17 protein-coding genes and 2 pseudogenes are annotated in these 18600 nt (G+C 70.6%); 11 read left to right on the top strand and 8 right to left on the bottom strand.

Going from position 1 to position 18600, the window contains the following annotated elements; translation table 11 throughout:
* Positions 1–179: 179 nt before the first annotated feature.
* The 6 genes from tkt (at position 180) to pgl (ending at position 8403) form a co-directional block, all read left to right on the top strand.
* The gene (gene tkt / locus E1295_RS23240; protein WP_132632572.1) at positions 180–2288 is read left to right on the top strand and encodes a transketolase; all 2109 of its coding nucleotides are present in this window, start codon (positions 180–182) and stop codon (positions 2286–2288) included.
* 6 nt (positions 2289–2294) lie between these two features.
* Positions 2295–3386 (top strand): transaldolase, encoded by a 1092-nt coding sequence (gene tal, locus E1295_RS23235; RefSeq protein ID WP_132632570.1) that lies wholly within the window; start codon positions 2295–2297, stop codon positions 3384–3386.
* Positions 3386–4984 carry a glucose-6-phosphate isomerase gene (locus E1295_RS23230; RefSeq protein ID WP_132632630.1) on the top strand — a complete coding sequence of 533 codons (1599 nt, stop codon included), beginning with the start codon at positions 3386–3388 and terminating at the stop codon, positions 4982–4984. The genes tal and E1295_RS23230 overlap by 1 nt, the downstream gene beginning before the upstream one ends.
* A gap of 73 nt (positions 4985–5057) precedes the next feature.
* Positions 5058–6587, top strand: a complete 1530-nt coding sequence (gene zwf / locus E1295_RS23225) for a glucose-6-phosphate dehydrogenase (RefSeq protein ID WP_132632628.1) — start codon at positions 5058–5060, stop codon at positions 6585–6587.
* Positions 6588–6648: 61 nt separating this feature from the next.
* Positions 6649–7560 (top strand): glucose-6-phosphate dehydrogenase assembly protein OpcA, encoded by a 912-nt coding sequence (locus tag E1295_RS23220; protein ID WP_132632568.1) that lies wholly within the window; start codon positions 6649–6651, stop codon positions 7558–7560.
* A gap of 69 nt (positions 7561–7629) precedes the next feature.
* A complete protein-coding gene (gene pgl / locus E1295_RS23215; RefSeq protein ID WP_132632566.1) occupies positions 7630–8403 on the top strand; it encodes a 6-phosphogluconolactonase in 774 nt (257 codons plus the stop codon).
* Positions 8404–8443: 40 nt separating this feature from the next.
* On the opposite strand, the gene add is transcribed toward pgl, so the two are convergent.
* A complete protein-coding gene (add, locus tag E1295_RS23210; protein WP_132632564.1) occupies positions 8444–9463 on the bottom strand; it encodes an adenosine deaminase in 1020 nt (339 codons plus the stop codon).
* Positions 9464–9527: 64 nt separating this feature from the next.
* Between add and E1295_RS23205 the strand changes: the two genes are divergently transcribed.
* Complete coding sequence (locus tag E1295_RS23205) at positions 9528–9830, top strand: hypothetical protein (protein WP_166427370.1); 303 nt, start codon at positions 9528–9530, stop codon at positions 9828–9830.
* A 52-nt stretch (positions 9831–9882) separates the two neighbouring features.
* Here E1295_RS23205 and E1295_RS23200 read toward each other — a convergent pair whose 3' ends face one another.
* Positions 9883–10647, bottom strand: a complete 765-nt coding sequence (locus E1295_RS23200; RefSeq protein ID WP_132632560.1) for a hypothetical protein — start codon at positions 10645–10647, stop codon at positions 9883–9885.
* Between the two features lie 74 nt (positions 10648–10721).
* Between E1295_RS23200 and E1295_RS23195 the strand changes: the two are divergent.
* Positions 10722–11201 (top strand): annotated as a pseudogene (locus E1295_RS23195) (Clp protease N-terminal domain-containing protein); the annotation flags it as partial.
* Positions 11202–11300: 99 nt separating this feature from the next.
* Here E1295_RS23195 and E1295_RS23190 read toward each other — a convergent pair.
* Entirely contained in the window at positions 11301–12323 is a 1023-nt protein-coding gene (locus E1295_RS23190; RefSeq protein ID WP_132632556.1) for a GNAT family N-acetyltransferase, read from the bottom strand.
* 901 nt (positions 12324–13224) lie between these two features.
* Here E1295_RS23190 and E1295_RS51090 point away from each other — a divergent pair.
* Both E1295_RS51090 and E1295_RS51085 read left to right on the top strand, forming a co-directional pair.
* Positions 13225–13650 (top strand): hypothetical protein, encoded by a 426-nt coding sequence (locus tag E1295_RS51090; RefSeq protein WP_246080264.1) that lies wholly within the window; start codon positions 13225–13227, stop codon positions 13648–13650.
* A pseudogene (locus E1295_RS51085) lies at positions 13647–13736 on the top strand (hypothetical protein); the annotation flags it as partial. The gene E1295_RS51090 and the pseudogene E1295_RS51085, both read left to right, overlap by 4 nt.
* Positions 13737–13895: 159 nt before the next feature.
* Here E1295_RS51085 and E1295_RS23170 read toward each other — a convergent pair.
* From E1295_RS23170 to gap, 5 genes are all read right to left on the bottom strand, one after another.
* Positions 13896–14240, bottom strand: coding sequence for an RNA polymerase-binding protein RbpA (locus E1295_RS23170; RefSeq protein WP_132632554.1), 345 nt, complete (start codon positions 14238–14240; stop codon positions 13896–13898).
* 74 nt (positions 14241–14314) lie between these two features.
* A complete protein-coding gene (gene secG, locus E1295_RS23165; protein WP_132632552.1) occupies positions 14315–14545 on the bottom strand; it encodes a preprotein translocase subunit SecG in 231 nt (76 codons plus the stop codon).
* A 99-nt stretch (positions 14546–14644) separates the two neighbouring features.
* Positions 14645–15427, bottom strand: a complete 783-nt coding sequence (tpiA, locus tag E1295_RS23160) for a triose-phosphate isomerase (protein WP_132632550.1) — start codon at positions 15425–15427, stop codon at positions 14645–14647.
* Between the two features lies 1 nt (position 15428).
* Complete coding sequence (locus tag E1295_RS23155) at positions 15429–16628, bottom strand: phosphoglycerate kinase (protein ID WP_132632548.1); 1200 nt, start codon at positions 16626–16628, stop codon at positions 15429–15431.
* 124 nt (positions 16629–16752) lie between these two features.
* Positions 16753–17757 carry a type I glyceraldehyde-3-phosphate dehydrogenase gene (gap, locus tag E1295_RS23150; protein ID WP_132632546.1) on the bottom strand — a complete coding sequence of 335 codons (1005 nt, stop codon included), beginning with the start codon at positions 17755–17757 and terminating at the stop codon, positions 16753–16755.
* Positions 17758–17943: 186 nt separating this feature from the next.
* Here gap and E1295_RS23145 point away from each other — a divergent pair, with 186 nt between their 5' ends.
* Positions 17944–18597 (top strand): hypothetical protein, encoded by a 654-nt coding sequence (locus E1295_RS23145; RefSeq protein ID WP_132632544.1) that lies wholly within the window; start codon positions 17944–17946, stop codon positions 18595–18597.
* Positions 18598–18600: the final 3 nt, after the last annotated feature.

Here is an 18600-nt window from a genome sequence, read left to right as displayed (position 1 = left end):
CGAACAACCAAACTGTAGTCGCAGGGTCGGCCGGTCCAGCCAATGGGGGGCTTGCGCCCCAGTGGGACGCCGGAGTGGAACGGGAATTGATCGTCACCTCCACTCGGTTAGGGTCCGTGTGGGCGGGATAGCCAAAAATCGGCGTGACCAATGACAACTAGATTCCGGAGATCGAGCACTTGAGCACCGAACTCGTGCCAGCCCTCGAATGGACCGACCTCGACAAGAAGGCGGTCGACGTCGTTCGAGCCCTGGCGATGGACGCAGTGGAGAAGGCGGGCTCGGGTCACCCCGGCACCGCCATGAGCCTGGCCCCCGCCGCATACCTGCTTTTCCAGCGTGTGATGCGCCACGATCCGACCGATCCCGGATGGATCGGGCGCGACCGCTTCGTGCTGTCGTGCGGCCACACCAGCCTGACGCTCTACATCCAGCTCTTCCTTTCCGGCTACGGCCTCTCGCTCGACGACCTGAGGCGGCTGCGGCAGTGGGACAGCCTCACGCCCGGTCACCCCGAGCACGGCCACACGGCCGGCGTCGAGACCACGACAGGCCCGCTCGGCCAGGGCCTGGGCAACGCGGTCGGCATGGCGATGGCGGCCCGTCGCGAGCGCGGCCTGTTCGACCCCGGCGCCGAGCCGGGCGCCTCTCCGTTCGACCACCACATCTGGTGCATGGTCAGCGACGGCGACATCGAGGAGGGCATCAGCCACGAGGCCAGTTCGCTCGCCGGCCACCAGAAGCTGGGCAACCTCGTCGTCATCTGGGACGACAACCAGATCTCCATCGAGGACGACACGCTCATCGCCAAGTCGGAGGACGTCGTCGCCCGCTACGACGCCTACGGCTGGCACACGCTGAGCGTCGACTGGACCGAGGGCGGCGACTACGTCGAGGACGTCCAGGCCCTCTACGAGGCGCTGCAGGCGGCCAAGGCCGAGACCGGCAGGCCGTCGTTCATCCGGCTGCGCACCATCATCGGCTGGCCCGCGCCCAACAAGCAGAACACCGGCAAGATCCACGGCTCGGCCCTGGGCGAGGCGGAGGTCGCCGCCACCAAGGAGGTCCTCGGCCTCGACGCCGCCAAGAGCTTCGACGTGCCCGACGAGGTGCTCAAGCACGCGCGCGGCCTCGCCCAGCGCGGCCGCGCCGCCCACGCCGAGTGGGAGAAGGGCTACGCCGAGTGGCGCCTGGCCAACCCCGAGCGCGCCGAGGAGCTCGACCGCATCTCGCAGCGCCAGCTGCCCAACGGCTGGGCGGGGGCGCTGCCGGCGTTCGAGCCGGGCGCCTCGATGGCCACCCGCAAGGCGTCGGGCGAGGTGCTGAGCGCGCTGGCGCCGGTGCTGCCCGAGCTGTGGGGCGGCTCCGCCGACCTGGCCGAGTCGAACAACACCACGATGAAGGGCGAGCCGTCCTTCATCCCCGAGGAATACCAGACCAAGGAGTTCCCGGGGAACCGCTACGGCCGCACGCTGCACTTCGGCATCCGCGAGCACGCCATGGGCGCCATCCTCAACGGCATCGCCCTGCACGGCGGCACCCGCCCCTACGGCGGCACGTTCCTCGTCTTCTCCGACTACATGCGTCCGGCGGTGCGCCTGGCCGCGCTGATGAAGCTGCCGGTCACGTACGTGTGGACGCACGACTCCATCGGCCTCGGCGAGGACGGCCCCACCCACCAGCCGATCGAGCACCTGTGGTCGCTGCGCGCGATCCCCGGCCTCGACGTGGTCCGCCCGGCCGACGCCAACGAGACGGCCTACGCCTGGAAGACGGTGCTCCAGCACACCGACCGCCCCGCGGCGCTGGCCCTGACCCGGCAGAACCTGCCCGTCTTCGAGGGCACCAGCGCCGAGGGCGTGGCGAAGGGCGCCTACGTCCTGCGCGAGGCCTCCGACGGCCAGCCCCAGGTCCTGCTCATCGCCACGGGCAGCGAGGTGGAGATCGCGGTGAACGCCCGCGAGCTGCTGGAGGGGCAGGGCATCCCGACGCGGGTGGTGTCGATGCCGTGTGTCGAATGGTTCAACGGGCAGGACATCGCATACAGGCAGACGGTCCTGCCTGCGTCGATCCGGGCTCGGGTCGCGGTCGAGGCGGGCGTCGCCCTCGGCTGGCACCAGTTCGTCGGAGAGTGCGGCGAGGTCGTCGGCCTCGAACACTTCGGCGCGTCGGCCCCGTACAAGACCGTGTACGAGCAGTTCGGGCTGACGGCGGAGCGCGTGGCCGCGGCGGCACATGCGAGCCTGGCCAAGCTCGGTCAGGAAAAGGGCGAGACGACGGGAAACTGAACGAAGATGAGTGAGATCCTGAACAAGCTGTCCGGCCAGGGCGTCGCCATCTGGCTCGACGACATCAACCGTGAACGGCTGCGCACCGGCAACCTGGAGCAGCTGATCCGCGAGAAGAACGTCGTCGGGGTGACCTCCAACCCGACGATCTTCGCCAACGCGCTCAGCAAGGGCGACGCGTACAACACCCAGCTGCACGACCTCGCCGTGCGCGGCGTCGACGTGGGCGAGGCCGTACGCGCCATCACCACCTACGACATCCGCTGGGCCGCCGACGTGCTGCGCCCGGTCTACGACGCCACCGGCGGCGTGGACGGCCGGGTGTCGCTCGAGGTCGACCCGCGCCTGGCCCGCGACAGCGAGAAGACCGTGGCCGAGGCGCGGGCGCTGTGGTGGCTGGTCGACCGGCCCAACCTGTTCATCAAGATCCCGGCGACGGTGGAGGGCCTGCCCGCGATCACGCAGGCGCTGTCGGAGGGCATCAGCGTCAACGTCACGCTGATCTTCTCCCTCGAGCGTTACCGCGCGGTCATGGACGCCTGGCTGGCCGGCCTCGAGGCGGCGCAGGCCAAGGGCCTCGACCTCAGCAAGATCGACTCGGTGGCGTCGTTCTTCGTCAGCCGCGTCGACTCCGAGATCGACAAGCGGCTCGACAAGCTCGGCAAGCCGGAGCTGAAGGGCAAGGCGGGCGTGGCCAACGCGCGCCTGGCGTACGCGGCGTTCGAGGACGTCATGAACTCCGAGCGGTGGCAGCGCCTGCGCTCCGCGGGCGCCCGCCCGCAGCGGCCGCTGTGGGCCTCGACCGGCGTGAAGAACCCGGAATACTCCGACACCCTCTACGTCGACCAGCTCGTCGTCCCCGGCACCGTCAACACGATGCCGGAGAAGACGCTCGACGCGACGGCCGACCACGCCAACGTCTCGGGCGACACCGTACGCCCCTTCTACGAGCAGGCCTGGAACACCATGGCCGCGCTCAAGGAGGCCGGCATCGACTACGACGACGTGGTCAAGGTGCTGGAGGACGAGGGCGTCGACAAGTTCGAGGCGTCCTGGAACGAGCTGCTCGAGAGCGTCACCAAGAACCTGGTCCCGTGATGAAGGTCTCCTGCCGCGAGGAGGGGGTGGCCTCGGCCGCCGCCTCCGCCGCGGGGCGCCTCGTCGCCGACGGCGTGCCCGCGCGGCTCGCCGCCGGCGACCCCACGCTGTGGGGTGAGGACGCCGAAGCGGGCGCCCCGGCCGGCCCAGGCGGGACGGAGCACCCGAAAGCCCACGAGCTGCTGCCCGAGCTGGGCCGCCTCGCCGGGCGAGCGCGCGCGCAGGGGCTGACACACGTGGTGCTGGCGGGGGCGGGCGGCTCGCCCGCCGCCGCGGAGGTGATCTGCGACACCGACGACGTGCCGCTCACGGTGCTCGACACGACCGATCCCGGGCAGGTGCTGCGGGCGCTTGCCGAGCCGCCCGGCGCCACGATCGTCGTCGTGGCCGACGCGGCCGGCCGGTCCCTGGAGACCGACGCCCTGCTGCGGGTCTACGAGCGCTACTTCACGCAGGCGGGCATCGCGCCTGCCGAGCGGATCGTGGTCGTCACCGGGCCGGGCTCGCCGCTGGAGGCCCGGGCCCGCGAGAGCGGCCTGCAGGTGCTGCTGTCGGCCCCCGGAGCGGGCGGCCGCGTTCCGGCATTGTCGGCGTACACGCTGGTGGCCTGCGCGCTGGCGGGCGCCCGCGTGGAGCACCTGCTGGACGACGCCGGCCAGGCGCTGCCGCTGCTGTCGCTCGACACCGGCAACCCCGGGCTCGACCTGGGGGCGGCGCTCGGCGGCGCGGCGCTGGGCGGGCGCGACACGCTGCTGCTGGAGAACCAGCTCTCGGCCATCACCGGGTTGCCCGGCTGGATCGAGGAGCTCATCGCGGGGTCCACCGGCAGGCGGGGCAGGGGCATCCTCCCCGTCGTCGGCGCCGATCCCCACCACAGCGGCGAGGAGCTGGTCGTCGCCATCGAGTCCGATCTCGGCGACGTACGCGTCGACGGGCCCCTGGGCGCGCAGTTCCCGGTGTGGGAATACGCCGCCGCCGTCGCCGCACTGCTGCTGGAGGACCGCCCGTCCGACCGGCCGGACGAGGCGGAGGCGCACGACGCGACCGCCGCGCTGCTGGCCCTGCCCGACCTGCCGGCCGGCGCTCCGGCGTTCACCGACGGCCCCGTAGAGGTGTACGGCGGGGTCACGGCCAAGGATCTGCCCGGCCTGTTCGCCGAGGTGCTGCACACCGTTCCGGCCGGCGGTCACCTGGCCATCACGGCCTGTCTCGACCGGCTGGCCGCGTTCGACGCCCCGGTGCCCGACGGTGCCGACTTCGAGCAGCTGACCGACGCCTGGATGATGGCCGACGCGGCCACGCTGCGGGCACTGCTCGCCCTGCGCACCGACCGGCCGGTGACCTTCGGATGGGGGCCGCGCCGCCTCCACACGACCGGCCGGCTCCACGAGGGCGGCGTGTTCCTGCTGATCACGGGGGCGGTGGCGGAGGACGTCGAGGTTCCCGGGCGGCCCTACACCCTGGGCCGCCTCCAGCTGGCGCAGGCCCTCGCCGACCTCGGCGCCGCCGAGACCCGCGGGCACCCCGCCGTACGTTTGCATGTGACCGACCGCGCGGCAGGAGTCGCGCATCTGCTCGCAGCCGCACAGGAGGCTTGAGATGACAGACCCGGCAGCGCCCGCGGAGGAGGCCGCGACCGTGGCCACCTCGGCCGCGGGCACCTCCACCACCATGGAAGTCGTGGCGGCCAACCCGCTGCGCGACCCGCGTGACAAGCGGCTGCCACGGGTGGCCGGACCATGTGTGATGGTGTTGTTCGGCGTGACAGGCGACCTGGCCAAACGCAAGCTGCTGCCGGCGATCTACGACCTGGGGAACCGCGGGCTGCTGCCGCCCGGCTTCTCGCTGGTCGGGTTCGCCAGGCGCGACTGGAAAGACCAGGACTTCGCCCAGTTGACGCACGACGCCGTCAAGGCGCACGCGAGGACACCCTTCCGCGAGGAGGTGTGGAAGCAGCTGCGCGAAGGCATCCACTTCGTCCCCGGCGAGTTCAACGACGACGGGGCGTTCGACGCGCTGGCCATGGCCTTGAACGAGATCGACGAGACCCGGGGCACCGGCGGCAACTACGCGTTCTACCTGTCGGTGCCGCCGAAGTTCTTCCCCGTGGTGGTCGAGCAGCTCAAGCGGACGGGGTTGTCCGACGCCCCCGACGGCTCGTGGCGCCGGGTGGTGATCGAGAAGCCGTTCGGTCACGACCTGCGCTCGGCACACGAGCTGAACGAGATCACCACCTCCGCCTTCCCGGAGAGCTCGATCTTCCGGATCGACCACTACCTGGGCAAGGAGACCGTCCAGAACATCATGGCGCTGCGGTTCGCCAACAACCTCTACGAGCCGATCTGGAACCGCAGCTTCGTCGACCACGTGCAGATCACGATGGCCGAGGACATCGGCATCGGCGGGCGGGCCGGCTACTACGACGGCATCGGCGCCGCCCGCGACGTGATCCAGAACCACCTGCTCCAGCTGCTCGCGCTGGTCGCGATGGAGGACCCGACCTCGTTCGACGCCTCCGCGCTGCGCCGGGAGAAGGAGAAGGTGCTCAAGGCCGTACGCCTGCCGGCCGACCTCGGGCGCAACACCGCGCGCGGACAGTACAAAGCGGGCTGGCAGGGCGGCGAGAAGGTGGCCGGCTACCTGCAGGAGGACGGCATCCCTGCCTCGTCCACCACGGAGACCTACGCCGCCATCAAGCTGGAGATCGCCAACCGGCGGTGGGCGGGCGTGCCGTTCTACCTGCGCACCGGCAAGCGCCTGGGCCGCCGGGTGACGGAGGTGGCCGTGGTGTTCCAGCGGGCGCCGCACCTGCCGTTCAGCGCCGACGACACCGAGATACTCGGTCACAACGCGCTCGTCATCAGGGTCCAGCCGGACGAGGGCATCACCGTCAGGTTCGGCAGCAAGGTGCCGGGCACGGCCATGGAGGTGCGCGACGTCTCCATGGACTTCGCCTACGGCGAGTCGTTCCTCGAGTCGTCCCCCGAGGCGTACGAGCGGCTCCTGCTCGACGTGATGATCGGTGATCCGCCGCTCTTCCCGCACCAGCGGGAGGTCGAGCTGTCGTGGAAGATCCTCGACCCGATCGAGGAGTTCTGGGCCACGCAGGGCCAGCCGCAGGGCTACGAGTCGGGGTCGTGGGGGCCGGAGTCGGCCGACGCGATGATGGCGCGCGACGGCCGCGTGTGGAGGAGGCTCTAGTGAGCGTACGAGCTGTCACGTCCGGTACGGCTGTCGCCGCGCGATCGACGGAGGAGCGCCCGTGACGACCTTCATGTTGTCCGACACGACGGCGGGCAAGATCTCGGCGCAGTTCATGCACCTGCGCCACCAGATGGGCGCGCCCGCCATCGGCATGGTGCTGACGCTCGTGGTCGTCTGCGAGGAGCGCCACCAGTACGACGCCCTGCGCGCCGCCACCGAGGCGGCCCGCGAGCACCCTTCCCGCATCATCGTCGTGATCAAGCGCGAGGAGGACGAGCCGATCAGGCTCGACGCCGAGCTGCGCATCGGCGAGTCCACGCCTGGCGAGGTCGTGGTGCTGCGCCTGTACGGCGAGCTCACCGACCACGCCGACTCCGTGGTCAGCCCGTTGCTGCTGCCCGACACGCCGGTCGTCGTGTGGTGGCCGGGCGCTGCGCCCGAGGTGCCGTCGAAGGACTCCATCGGCGCTCTGGCGCAGCGGCGCATCACCGACGCCAAGGGCCTGGACGAGGGCGGCATCACGTCGCTGGTGACCAGGGCCAAGGGGTACGCCCGCGGCGACACCGACCTGTCGTGGGCCAGGCTGACCCCGTGGCGCAGTCTGCTGGCCGCCGCGTTCGACCAGCCGGTGGGCCAGGTGTCCGAGGGGGTCGTGGAGGCCGTGAAGGGGCACCCGAGCGCGCCGCTGCTGGCCTCGTGGTTGTCGGAGCGCCTGCGCGCGCCGATCGAGGTCGCCGACTCGGAGGGCCCGGGCCTGACCTCCGTACGGCTGCGCCTGGACGACGGCGAACTGTCCATCTGCAGGACGGACGCCCGCCTGGCCACGCTGTCGCGGCCGGGCCAGCCCGACAGGAACGTGGCCCTGGCCCGGCGCCACACCTCCGAGCTGCTGGCCGAGGAGTTGCGCAGGCTCGACAGTGACGAGGTCTACGAGGCCGCGGTCAAGCACTTCGCCCGCACGTACAAGTGATGACATTTCCTCCCCGGGCGGCCCGGCCGCCTGGGGTTTCTGGCTGAGTTTGGTGAGATAGTAGTGCTCGTGAGCGTGCCCAATGTTGTCGTACACCGCAATGCCGACATCCTGGCCAAGGCGGTGGCGGCGCGGATCATCACCCGGCTGGTCGACGTGCAGTCGGCCAAGGGGTCGGCGTCCATCGTGCTGACCGGCGGCACGGTCGGCATCGCCACGCTCGCCGCCATCGCCGCGACGCCCGCCCGCGACGCGGTCGACTGGCGGCGCCTCGACGTGTGGTGGGGCGACGAGCGGTTCGTGCCCGCGGGCGACAAGGAGCGCAACGAGACCGGTGCCCGCGAGGCGCTGCTCGACCACGTCGACCTCGACCCTGAGCGGGTGCACGTCATGCGCGGCCCCGACTCGGGCATGACGGCCGAGGAGTCCGCCGACTCCTACGCCGCCGAGCTGCGCAAGGCCGCCAGGCCGGAGGATCACGGGCCGGTGCCGAGCTTCGATGTGATGCTGCTCGGCATGGGCCCCGACTCCCACGTGGCCTCGCTGTTCCCCGGCATGCCCGCGCTCTACGACACGCGCCCGGTGGTGGCGGTGCACGGTTCACCGAAGCCGCCGCCCACGCGCATCTCCCTGACGCTGCCCGCGATCCAGGTCGCCCGCGAGGTGTGGGTGGTGGCCGCCGGGGAGGAGAAGTCGGGCGCGGTGCGGCTGGCCCTGTCCGACTCGGGGCCCGTGCAGGTGCCGGCGGCGGGCGCCAGGGGCCGGGGGCGCACCCTGTTCCTCCTGGACCGGGCGGCGGCGGGCAAGATCCCGCCGGGCCTGGGCCGCATGGCCTCACCGTAGGCCGGGACGGCTCTCCGGGCGGGCGTCCCCGGGTGCGAGCTCAGCCGGCCGCGACGAGGGCGTCGATCTCCGCCACGAGGGCCTGCTTGCGCTCTTCGGCCAGGTAGGACGCCTGGACCCCGTTGCGGGCGAGGCGGGCCAGCTCCCGCGTGCCGAGACCGAAGACCTTCGCCGCGAGCCGGTACTCCTCGGCCAGCGTGGTCGCGAACATGGGCGGGTCGTCGCTGTTGAGCGTGACGTACAGCCCTTCCTCCAGCATCCGCGGCAGCGGGTGGTCCTCCATGCGGGCGACCTGGCCGGTGCACAGGTTGGAGGTCGGGCAGACGTCCAAGGGAAGCTGCGTCTCGCGCAGGTGGGCGACCAGGCGGGGGTCTGCCAGGCAGGTGATGCCGTGGCCGATGCGCTCGGCTCCGTAGCCCTCGATGACCTCCCAGATCGTCTCAGGGCCGGTCATCTCGCCGGCGTGCGGGACGCTGTGCAGGCCGGCCGCGCGCGCCGCGGAGAACGCAGAACGGTAGGCATCACGATATTTCCGGCGCTCCTGCTCGATCCCGCCGATGCCGAAACCTACCAACGCGGCGGGAGGTTCCTGCAGAGCGTGCTCGACGGTGATCCTGGCGGCCTGCTCGCCGTACTCGCCGGGGATGTCGAAGATGTAGGCCATCTCCACGCCGCACTCGGCCTGTGAGCGGCGGGCGGCCAGGTCGAGGGCCTCGGTCACCTCTCGCATGGGCATGCCGACGACGTGGTGGGCATAGGGCGTGACCTGAACCTCGGCGTAGCGGGCGCCCTGGGAGGCGAGGTCGCGGGCCAGGCCGACGACGAGCGTGGCCACGTCCCGCGGTTCGCGTACGAGCGCGTTGACGGCGCCGTACACCTCGGCGAAGTGGGGGAAGTCGCGGAAGGTGTAGAAGCGTCGCAGTTCCCCCTCCGTCGTGGGGACACCACTGCCGGGGTGGCGGCGGGAGAGCTCCAGCACGGTCGCGGCGGAGGCCGAGCCGATCAGGTGCACGTGAAGCTCGACCTTGGGCAGGGCGTCGATGAAGGCGTCGATGGTCATGGCGACGACGATACGAGCGGGTCAGCGGGCGAAAACAGCCTTTCACGTCTAATCTGACGTGAAAATGTTAGGTTCCGGCAGGGCGCGCCCCTTCACCGCCCACGACCCGCCACCGCGCTTCACCGCGCTGCTGCGGGCGGCGGGCTTCCGCGCAGCGGCCGTGGACACCGTACGGTGGCGGCACCGGGCCGGCCTCGGCTCGTGGTGGGACGACATCGTCCAGGCGGGCGGCCGACGCTTCGCGGTGATCTCCCGCCTGCCGCCGGAGACCGTGGAGCGTGTCAGGGCCTGCTACCTGCGCCTGGCGGAGCCGTACGTGCTGGAGGGGTTTCCCGTCTGCGCCCACCTGGCCCGCGCCACCCGCTGAGCACCTGCGCCCACCTTGCCCGCGCCACCCGCTGAGCACCAGCCCTCGCGGGTCAGCGTTCCAGTCGCCGCCGCGCGTGCCGTTCCTCGCGCTGGGCGACCTCGAGCCGCTGCCGGCTGTCGGCCAGTTCCCTGCGCGCCTCGTCCAGCCTGCGTTCCAGCGACGCGACCTTGTCCGCACGCTCGTCGTGCTCCTTCGTGGCCGCTTCGAGCGCCTCGCGCCACTCGCGGTGCGCGTTCTCGGCCTCCTGATGTTCCTTCGCCTTCCTCGCCTCGGCCTCCTCGCGTTCCTTCGCGCGGGCGGACTCCTCCTCGGGTGCCGGTTTCCTCCGGGCGGCGGGCCGCTCGCGCTGGACCGGGGCGGGGGCGAAGCCGCTGTAGCTGAGCGGCTTCGCCAGGGTGCCGCGCCGCACCTGCCCGGCTGCGTCGGCGTCGACCATGGCGGCGTCCAGGGTCTGGTCCACCTCGGCGGAGGCCGCGGCCGACAGGTCACCGGCCTGCCTGGCGAGCCTGCCCACCGTACGCGTCACCTCGCCGCGGCGCCGGGTCAGCTCGGCCAGCGCGGCGGCGTCCTGCTCCTGCCAGGCGGCGCGCAGCCGCTCCCCCACCTCCAGCAGCTCGCCCAGCTCGCCGGGGTGCTCGCGGGCGATCCTGTTCACCGCCCAGGCGGACACGGTCGGCTTGCGCAATTTCGCGATCTCGCGCGACAGCCGTACGTCACCCGCGTCCTTCGCCGCGCGGGCCTCGGCCGTGCGGGCGGCGGTGAACTCGGACGGCGGCAGCGCATAGAGCCGGCCGGCCACCTCGTCAAGATCCACATTAGACAAATACCCCACATCCGCGAGTTTCTAGCGCATAGTGGAAACAGTCCCCACGTCGAACGGAGACTCCGGTGTTCGAGCGCTTCACCGACCGTGCGCGCAGGGTCGTCGTCCTCGCGCAGGAGGAAGCCCGGAGGTTGGACCACGACCACATCGGCACGGAGCACATCCTGCTCGGCCTCGTCCACGAGGGCGAGGGGCTGGCCGCCCTGGTGCTCGACGGCTGCGGTGTGGAGCTGGATCACGTACGCGCCTTCGTCGAGCGCGAGGAGGGACGTGGCACCAAGTCGCCGGGCGGGCACATCCCGTTCACGCAGCGGGCCAAGAAGGTGCTGGAGCTGTCGCTGCGCGAGGCGCTGCAACTGCGCCACAACTACATCGGCACCGAGCACATCCTGCTCGGGCTGGTCAGGGAGGGTGAGGGGCTGGCCGCCCGGGCACTGGTGGACGCCGGGGCAGACCTGACCGACGTACGCCAGCGCCTGCTGGACCGGGTGGGCCGCGGCTCCAGAGACCGTCCCCCGGAGATGTTCCATCCCTCCGGCGACGCGCTCGACGAACGCCTCACGCAGATCCAGGAGAGCCTGGAGCGCATCGAACGCCACCTGGGCATCCGGCCGCCAGGCAGGAAGCCGCAGGACGACGAGGGCCTAGGCTGAGGCCAGCACGCCCACGGGCAGCCGGGCCGCCACGACCCCCGGGTCCTCGGTGTAGCCGAGTGTGGCGCCCAGCGACAGCAGCAGCCGGCGCATCCTGACGTTGTCGGACAACAACGTCGCCCTGACCTCGGCGTACCCGAGGTCGCGGGCCGCGTGCACCAGCGCCCTGGCCATCACCGTGCCCAGACCGCGCCCCTGCCAGCGGTCTTCGACCAGGACGGCCATCTCGGCGCTGCCGGGATCGGAGGTGAACAGGAGGTTCGCCAGCCCGACGACCTGCCCGTCGTGCCCGGCGACCAGCGAGTGCCCCCTGTTCCTGTCGCACATGCGGTCGAACACGCGCTCGGGCAGCGCCGGCAGCGCGGTGAAGTAGCGGAACCTGCGCGACTCGGGTGAGCATCTGTCGTGCAGGTCGCGTACGGCCTCGCGGTAGATCGAGGTCAGCGGGCGCAGCGTGACCTCCGCCCCGTCGGCGAGCTTGACCCCGCGATCGGCGCCCTCCTGCTCGACGGCCGGCTGGGCGAGCCGGGCGAAGGCGGCGGCCCTGGCCGCCTCCGTCGAGGTGAAGGGCAGCTCGCCGCGGCGCAGCCGGACCGCGCGCCTGGCGGCCACGGGCACGACGAGCAGGGCGGGGTCGGGAAGATCGTGCACGGGTTCACCATAGATCCAGCGGGCATCGTCCGCGCGCAGCAGCTCGGCCAGCAGCTGGGGCAGCCGCCACGGCATCGAGCGCAGCCGGGAGGCCAGCAGCAGGGCCCTGGTGGGTTCGTCGGTGAGTTCGTGGGCCGTGGCCGGCACCACCTGGACCCTGCGGCCGCCGGCCGCCTCCAGGGCCTGGCGCACGGTCTCGGGGTGTGCGGGGATGTCGGCGACGAATTCGTCGACGGTGCCGTCGGTGTCGGGCTGGACGCTCAGCCCGAGGATGTTGCCGCCTCTGTCGGCCAGGGCCGCGGCCAGTGACGCGAGTCGTCCGGGGCGTTCGTCCACCGTGGTCCGGATGCGCAAGAATCCCATGGCCACGAGCATGCCTGGGGGCTGTTACACCGCTACTAACGATGTGTTTCATCAGGAAATATGCCCATTCATCACCGTATGCGGCTCTATACCTGACCCACCACCGCCGAGGTGGGGCGTCGGTTGGCGGCGCTGCCCTGCGATCTCGTCTGGGCCACCACCTGGGAAGAGGAGGCGAACGCCGAGATAGCACCCCGGATCGGGCTGCCACGCCTGCCAGTCGTGACCTGGCCGGAGCCATCCGACGAGCTTGACATCCTCCCGGCCCTGAAGGACCGGGATTCCAGCCGTCGCCGACTGGCCTTCCTGCTTCACCGCCGGTCGCCCGCCCGGGAAAGGGAACTCCCGTTGAGGTCTTACACCAGCTCCACAGGCGTTTCACCTCTCCGCAAGCCCTGCGGCGAGGGTGCTTCTGATCGTTCGTCCGGTGGCTTGGTCATCACCACCGTCGAACACACTACCGAACCGTGCGATGTCGTGCGGCGTTTTGACGCCGGTTCGCCTGGCGGCGAATCGGCTACCCCTGTCCTGCTCCGCAGGGGTCCGATCCCTCCCCCGCCTGAAGGCGGGGGTTTCCTCGGAGGTATCCGATGAACGCGAGGATCAATGGTTCAGGCTCTGCTGGAAGACCAGGACCTTGGTGACCTGGGCGGCCGGACGCCCGTTCGCCTGGGTCGACGACGAGATCACCGACGCCGATCGCAACTGGGTCTCCACGCATCACAGCGGCCGAGCACTCCTTCACCACGTGGAGTCATTCCGAGGACTCGGCGACGAAGACTTCACAGTCCTCGATCAATGGCTTCGAGTCCAGTGACTCAATCATCCGCGATCCACAGGATCTGACAATTGCTCGCCCACCTGTCCGGCGACGGCCCGCTCCGGGCGGCTGCGGGCGCGCATGGTGGGCGCCCTGAGGTGGGACAGGACGCGCGGCCTCGACCAGATCCTTGGGCACGCACACCTGCAGATCATCGAGCCCTCCGACGTGCCGCGCTACGCCGCCCTGGGCGTCACGGCCGACCTGCAGCCGCTGCGGGTTACACACCACGCGCAGATGGACGAGCTGCCGCTGCCCTACCTCGGCCAGCCTCGCGCACCCTGGCGGTATCCATTCGCCGCCCCGATAGCGCACGGCGCCGTCCCTGCCCGGCCGACGCCCGTCCCCTGCCCGAACAGCGCCCGTTGCCGCCCGGCCGACACCCGTTCCTGCCTGGACAGCGCCCGTCCCTGCCTGGCCGCCCGTCCCTGCACGGCTGGCACCCACTCCTGCCCGGCCGACGTTCGTTCCCGCCCGGACAGCGTCTCGTCCTGGCCGCGGCCATGACCGCGTACACGGGCGGCTCGGCCTGGATCAACCGCTCCCAGGCGGGCGTCGTCGAGCCGGGGCGTCCGGCCGACCTGGTGGTCCTGGTCCGCGACCCGTTCGAGCTGGCGCCCGGAGTCCTCTGGACGACGCGCGTGCGCATGACTGGACGGCGAGCCGGTTCACGCGCGGCCGACAGGCGCGCACCCGGAGCGGAAACGACGGAAGGGCCCCCGCACGACGCCGGGGCCCTTCCGTTGACACGCCTACCAGGGGGACTTGTTGCTCCGCAGGCGTTCCAGCGCCTCCTCGAGGATCGCCTTGCCGTCCTTGTCGCTCCTGCGCTCCTTCACATAAGCCAGGTGCGTTTTGTACGGCTCGTTCTTGGGCGGGGCAGGCGGGGCCTCCTCGTCCTGTCCGGCTGGGAGGCCGCAGCGGGGGCAGTCCCATAGCTCGGGGACCGCCGCGTCGCTGGCGAAACTGGGGCGCGTCTCGTGCATGTTGGCGCACCAGAACGAGACCCGCACTCTCGGAGCTGCCTCGCCGCGCTCGGCCTCCCCCATAGGGCCGGCGCCGACTCGGCTGCCACGGATCGCGTTGCCACTACCCACGGATGAACTCCTCGCTCGATCGCCCCGCGCGCAGACACGGGGGGAGAATCACTGTCACGCGTCGAATTGCTTGCTCAGGGCCGCAGGAGCAGGCCGAGAGCGATGATGCAGACCAACCAGACGATGCCGGTGATGACGGTCAGCCGGTCGAGGTTGCGCTCCACCACCGAGGAACCACCGAAGTTCGACGAGAACCCTCCGCCGAACATGTCGGACAAGCCGCCGCCCTTGCCCTTGTGCATGAGGACGAGCAGGATCATGAGAAGGCTCGCCAGGATAAGGGCGATGGAGATTCCGAGTTCCACGGTATGCCTGTTCCTTCAATGCTCTGTTACGCGTGACGATTCAGACTTGCTTCTTGAGGGTACGGCCTGATGTCAAGTCGCACCCCCAGAACGGCTCAGTTAGCCGGGCATATCGGAGAAACGGCAGATCTTCGTGTACTCGCCGGCGTCGATGCTCGCACCACCAACGAGCGCGCCATCGACATCGGGCTGAGCCATGATCCCTGCGATATTGCCTGACTTGACCGAGCCACCGTAAAGGATACGGACCGCAGAGGCCACTTCGGAGTCGTAGAGCTCAGCGAGTCTCACTCGCAATGCTCCGCAGACCTCCTGAGCGTCCTGCGGGGTGGCCACCTCGCCGGTGCCGATCGCCCACACCGGTTCGTAGGCCACCACTATCGATTTTGCCTGCTCGGCCGTGATTTTGCGCAGCGCTCCGTCGAGTTGGCCAAGACTGTGCGCGATGTGACCGCCTTCTTGACGCACCGACAGCCCTTCGCCCACGCACAGGATGGGGGTGAGCGAGTGGCGGTAGGCGGCCTGCACCTTGGCGTTGACGAGGTCGTCGTCCTCGCCGTGGTATTGCCGCCGCTCGGAGTGCCCGATGGTGACGTAGGTGCAGCCGAGCTTGGCCAGCATGGCGCCCGACACCTCGCCGGTGTAGGCCCCGGAGTCATGCTGGGAGAGGTCCTGGGCACCGTAGACGATGCGCAGCTTGTCGCCGTCGACCAGGGTCTGGACGCTGCGCAGGTCGGTGAACGGCGGCAGGACGGCGACCTCGACCTTGTCGAAGTCCTTGTCGCTGAGCCCGAAGGCCAGCTTCTGGACCAGCGCGATGGCCTCGAGGTGGTTGAGGTTCATCTTCCAGTTGCCGGCGATGAGCGGCTTGCGGGTCGTCACGTCACGCCTCCAGAGCCGCGAGTCCGGGGAGGGTCTTGCCCTCGAGATATTCGAGACTGGCCCCGCCACCTGTGGAGATGTGCGAGAACCCGTCCTCCTGCAGGCCGAGCCGGCGAACGGCCGCCGCGGAGTCGCCGCCGCCCACCACGGTGAAGGCGCCGTCGCCGCCGGTCCGGGCGATCAGCGCCTCGGCCACCGCCTTCGTGCCGCCCGCGAACGCGTCGAACTCGAACACGCCCATCGGGCCGTTCCAGAACACGGTCTTGGCGTCGGCCAGCTTGCTCGCGAACAGCTCGCGCGTTCTGGGCCCGATGTCGAGACCCTCCCGGTCGGCGGGGATCGCGGTGGCCTCGACCACCTCGTGCTCGGCGTCGGCGGCGAAGGTGACGGCTGCCAGCACGTCGACCGGCAGGACGAGCTCGACGCCCCGCTTGGCGGCCTCGTCGAGGAAGCCGCGGACCTGGTCGAGCTGGTCCTCCTGGAGCAGCGACCTGCCGACCTCGTGGCCCTGCGCCTTGAGGAAGGTGTAGGCCATGCCGCCGCCGATGAGCAGCCGGTCGACCTTGGTCAGCAGGTTGGCGATGACGCCCAGCTTGTCGGAGACCTTGGCTCCGCCCAGCACGACCACGTAGGGCCGCTCGGGCTCCCCGGTCAGCTTCTTCAGCACCTCCACCTCGGCCACGACCAGCCCTCCCGCCGCGTGCGGCAGCAGCTGGGGCACGTCGTAGACGCTGGCGTGCTTGCGGTGCACCGCGCCGAAGCCGTCGCCGACGTAGAGCTCGGCCAGCCCGGCCAGCCGCTCGGCGAAGGCGCGCCGTGTGGCGTCGTCCTTGGACTCCTCGCCCGGCTCGAAGCGCAGGTTCTCCAGGAGGGCGACCTGGCCGTCCTGGAGCGACTCGACACGACTGCGGGCGCTGTCGCCGACCACATCGGAGGCGAAGGCCGCGTCCTGTCCCAGCAGCTCCCCGAGCCGCGCGGCCACCGGCCGCAACGAGTATTCCGGCGTGACCTGGCCCTTGGGCCGGCCCAGGTGGGCGCAGACCACGACCTTGGCGCCCGCGCCGGTCAGCGCTCTGATCGTCGGGACGGACGCGCGGATGCGGCCGTCGTCGGTGATCGTCTCCCCGTCGAGGGGCACGTTGAGGTCGGCGCGGACGAGCACCCGCCGCCCTTTCACGTCGAGATTGTCAAGCGTGCGCATGCTCGTGCTCCTGCTCATGGCCTCACCCCGCAAGGCGGGCTCGGTCGCCGTCCACCGCCGCCTTCCGCCGCCGCGGTCGCTTCACTTCCGCCGCCCGCGCGGGCGGCGGCACTCCCTCGCCGCATCAGGCGCCGCGACCGACCAGCTCGACCACGTCGGCGAGGCGGTTGGAGTAGCCCCACTCGTTGTCGTACCAGCCGACGACCTTGACCTGGTTGCCGATGACCTTGGTGAGGCCGGCGTCGAAGATGCAGGAGGCCGGGTCGGTGACGATGTCGGAGGAGACGATCGCGTCCTCGGTGTAGCTGATGATGCCCTTCAGCGGGCCCTCGGCGGCGGCCTTGACCGCGGCGTTGACCTCGTCGACGGTGACCTCACGGCCGACGTCGACGGTGAGGTCGGTGGCCGAGCCGGTGGGGATCGGCACGCGCATGGCGAAGCCGTCGAGCTTGCCCTTCAGCTCGGGCAGCACCAGGCCGATGGCCTTGGCGGCGCCGGTGGAGGTGGGCACCACGTTGAGCGCGGCGGCGCGGGCGCGGCGCAGGTCCTTGTGCGGGCCGTCCTGCAGGTTCTGGTCCTGCGTGTAGGCGTGGATGGTGGTCATCAGACCCTTCTCGATGGTGAAGGTGTCGTGCAGGACCTTGGCCATCGGCGCCAGGCAGTTGGTGGTGCAGGAGGCGTTGGAGATGATGGTGTGCTTGGCCGGGTCGTAGTCGCCGTCGTTGACGCCCAGGACGATCGTGACGTCCTCGTTCTTCGCGGGCGCGGAGATGATGACCTTCTTCGCGCCGTTGTCGGCGTGCACCTTGGCCTTGGTGGCGTCGGTGAACAGGCCCGTGGACTCGAGCACCACGTCGACGCCCAGGTCTCCCCACGGGAGCTTGGCCGGGTCACGCTCCTCGAAGACCTTGATCGCCTTGCCGTCGACGGTGATCTCGTCGCTGGTGGCCTTCACCTCGTAGGGCAGCCGGCCGAGGATGCTGTCGTACTTCAGCAGGTGGGCGAGCGTCGCATTGTCGGTCAGGTCGTTGACCGCGACGATCTCGATGTCCTTGCCGCTGGCGGCGACAGCGCGCCAGAAGTTGCGACCGATGCGGCCGAAGCCGTTGACGCCTACGCGGATGCTCATCGGGAACCGATCTCCTCGAACAAATGATGCGGGCTGGTACCTCAACCACGAACCTTATCGGACTCAAATTGGTTTAGACCACTTCAGGTGCCCACCTGTGAATCGTCGTTCTGGCGGCGCGTTTTGAGAGGTTCGAGTAAAGTGCCCGACTCGTCGGAGTAAATTCGTGATTCTCTGGGGGCTGAGATGTCACACAAGCGATCCGGCCTGCTGTCCGGACTGATCGTCGGCCTGCTGGCCGGGCTGATCTGCGCGGCGGGGCTGGGGGCGGCCGTGCTTCTGCAGGAGAGCCTGCCCAGCGGCATCACGACGTTCGGCAACGGCCTTCCTCTCCCTCTGGCCCTGTCCCTGGTCATCGCCTTGGTGGTGGCCTTCGCCATGGGCGCGGTGCGCCCGCGCGCGTTCACCCTGGCGCCTTTCGCCGCGTTGTACGCCGGCGGAGCCGTGGCCGCCGGCCAGATCGCGGGGCTGGCCATCATGATCAGCTCCGCCCAGCGCGAACCCGGCAGGCAAGCCCCTGCCGGCCTGTCCGACATCACCCTGCCCGCCTTCACCGAAGGCCTGCCCGGAGCGCTGGCCCTCTATCGTGACCCGCTGACGCAGACCTGGCCCGCCTGGCTCTACATCGCCGTTGCGGCGCTGGCCGCCCTCGTCCTGGTCGCCCTCCGGGTCACCCGCGTACGCCGCTCGCAGCGGGCCCAGGAGGCGCAGGCGCAAGCGGAGGCCGAGGCCGAGGAAGCGCGGGAGCCGGAATACCGGGCACCCTTCGAACCCGCCCAGGCCCCGGCTCCCAAGCCCACGACCGACCTGTTCACCCCCCGCAAACCGGCCCGCGACTGACAC

Origin of the sequence: Nonomuraea mesophila, from assembly GCF_004352805.1 — a bacterium.
Classification (GTDB): Bacteria; Actinomycetota; Actinomycetes; order Streptosporangiales; family Streptosporangiaceae; genus Nonomuraea; species Nonomuraea longispora.
The sequence above is the reverse complement of the archived record's forward strand: the minus strand, read 5'-3'. Positions and strand labels throughout refer to the sequence as shown.

Bases quoted from the DNA above. Each gene is read 5' to 3' on its own strand.
- E1295_RS51090 (WP_246080264.1), top strand. From the start codon at position 13,225: ATGGTGGGCGCCCTGAGGTGGGACAGGACGCGCGGCCTCGACCAGATC.
- gap (WP_132632546.1), bottom strand. From the start codon at position 17,757: ATGAGCATCCGCGTAGGCGTCAACGGCTTCGGCCGCATCGGTCGCAAC.
- E1295_RS23190 (WP_132632556.1), bottom strand. From the start codon at position 12,323: ATGGGATTCTTGCGCATCCGGACCACGGTGGACGAACGCCCCGGACGA.
- E1295_RS23205 (WP_166427370.1), top strand. From the start codon at position 9,528: ATGTTAGGTTCCGGCAGGGCGCGCCCCTTCACCGCCCACGACCCGCCA.
- E1295_RS23230 (WP_132632630.1), top strand. From the start codon at position 3,386: ATGAAGGTCTCCTGCCGCGAGGAGGGGGTGGCCTCGGCCGCCGCCTCC.
- tal (WP_132632570.1), top strand. From the start codon at position 2,295: ATGAGTGAGATCCTGAACAAGCTGTCCGGCCAGGGCGTCGCCATCTGG.
- zwf (WP_132632628.1), top strand. From the start codon at position 5,058: ATGGAAGTCGTGGCGGCCAACCCGCTGCGCGACCCGCGTGACAAGCGG.
- add (WP_132632564.1), bottom strand. From the start codon at position 9,463: ATGACCATCGACGCCTTCATCGACGCCCTGCCCAAGGTCGAGCTTCAC.
- E1295_RS23155 (WP_132632548.1), bottom strand. From the start codon at position 16,628: ATGCGCACGCTTGACAATCTCGACGTGAAAGGGCGGCGGGTGCTCGTC.
- E1295_RS23145 (WP_132632544.1), top strand. From the start codon at position 17,944: ATGTCACACAAGCGATCCGGCCTGCTGTCCGGACTGATCGTCGGCCTG.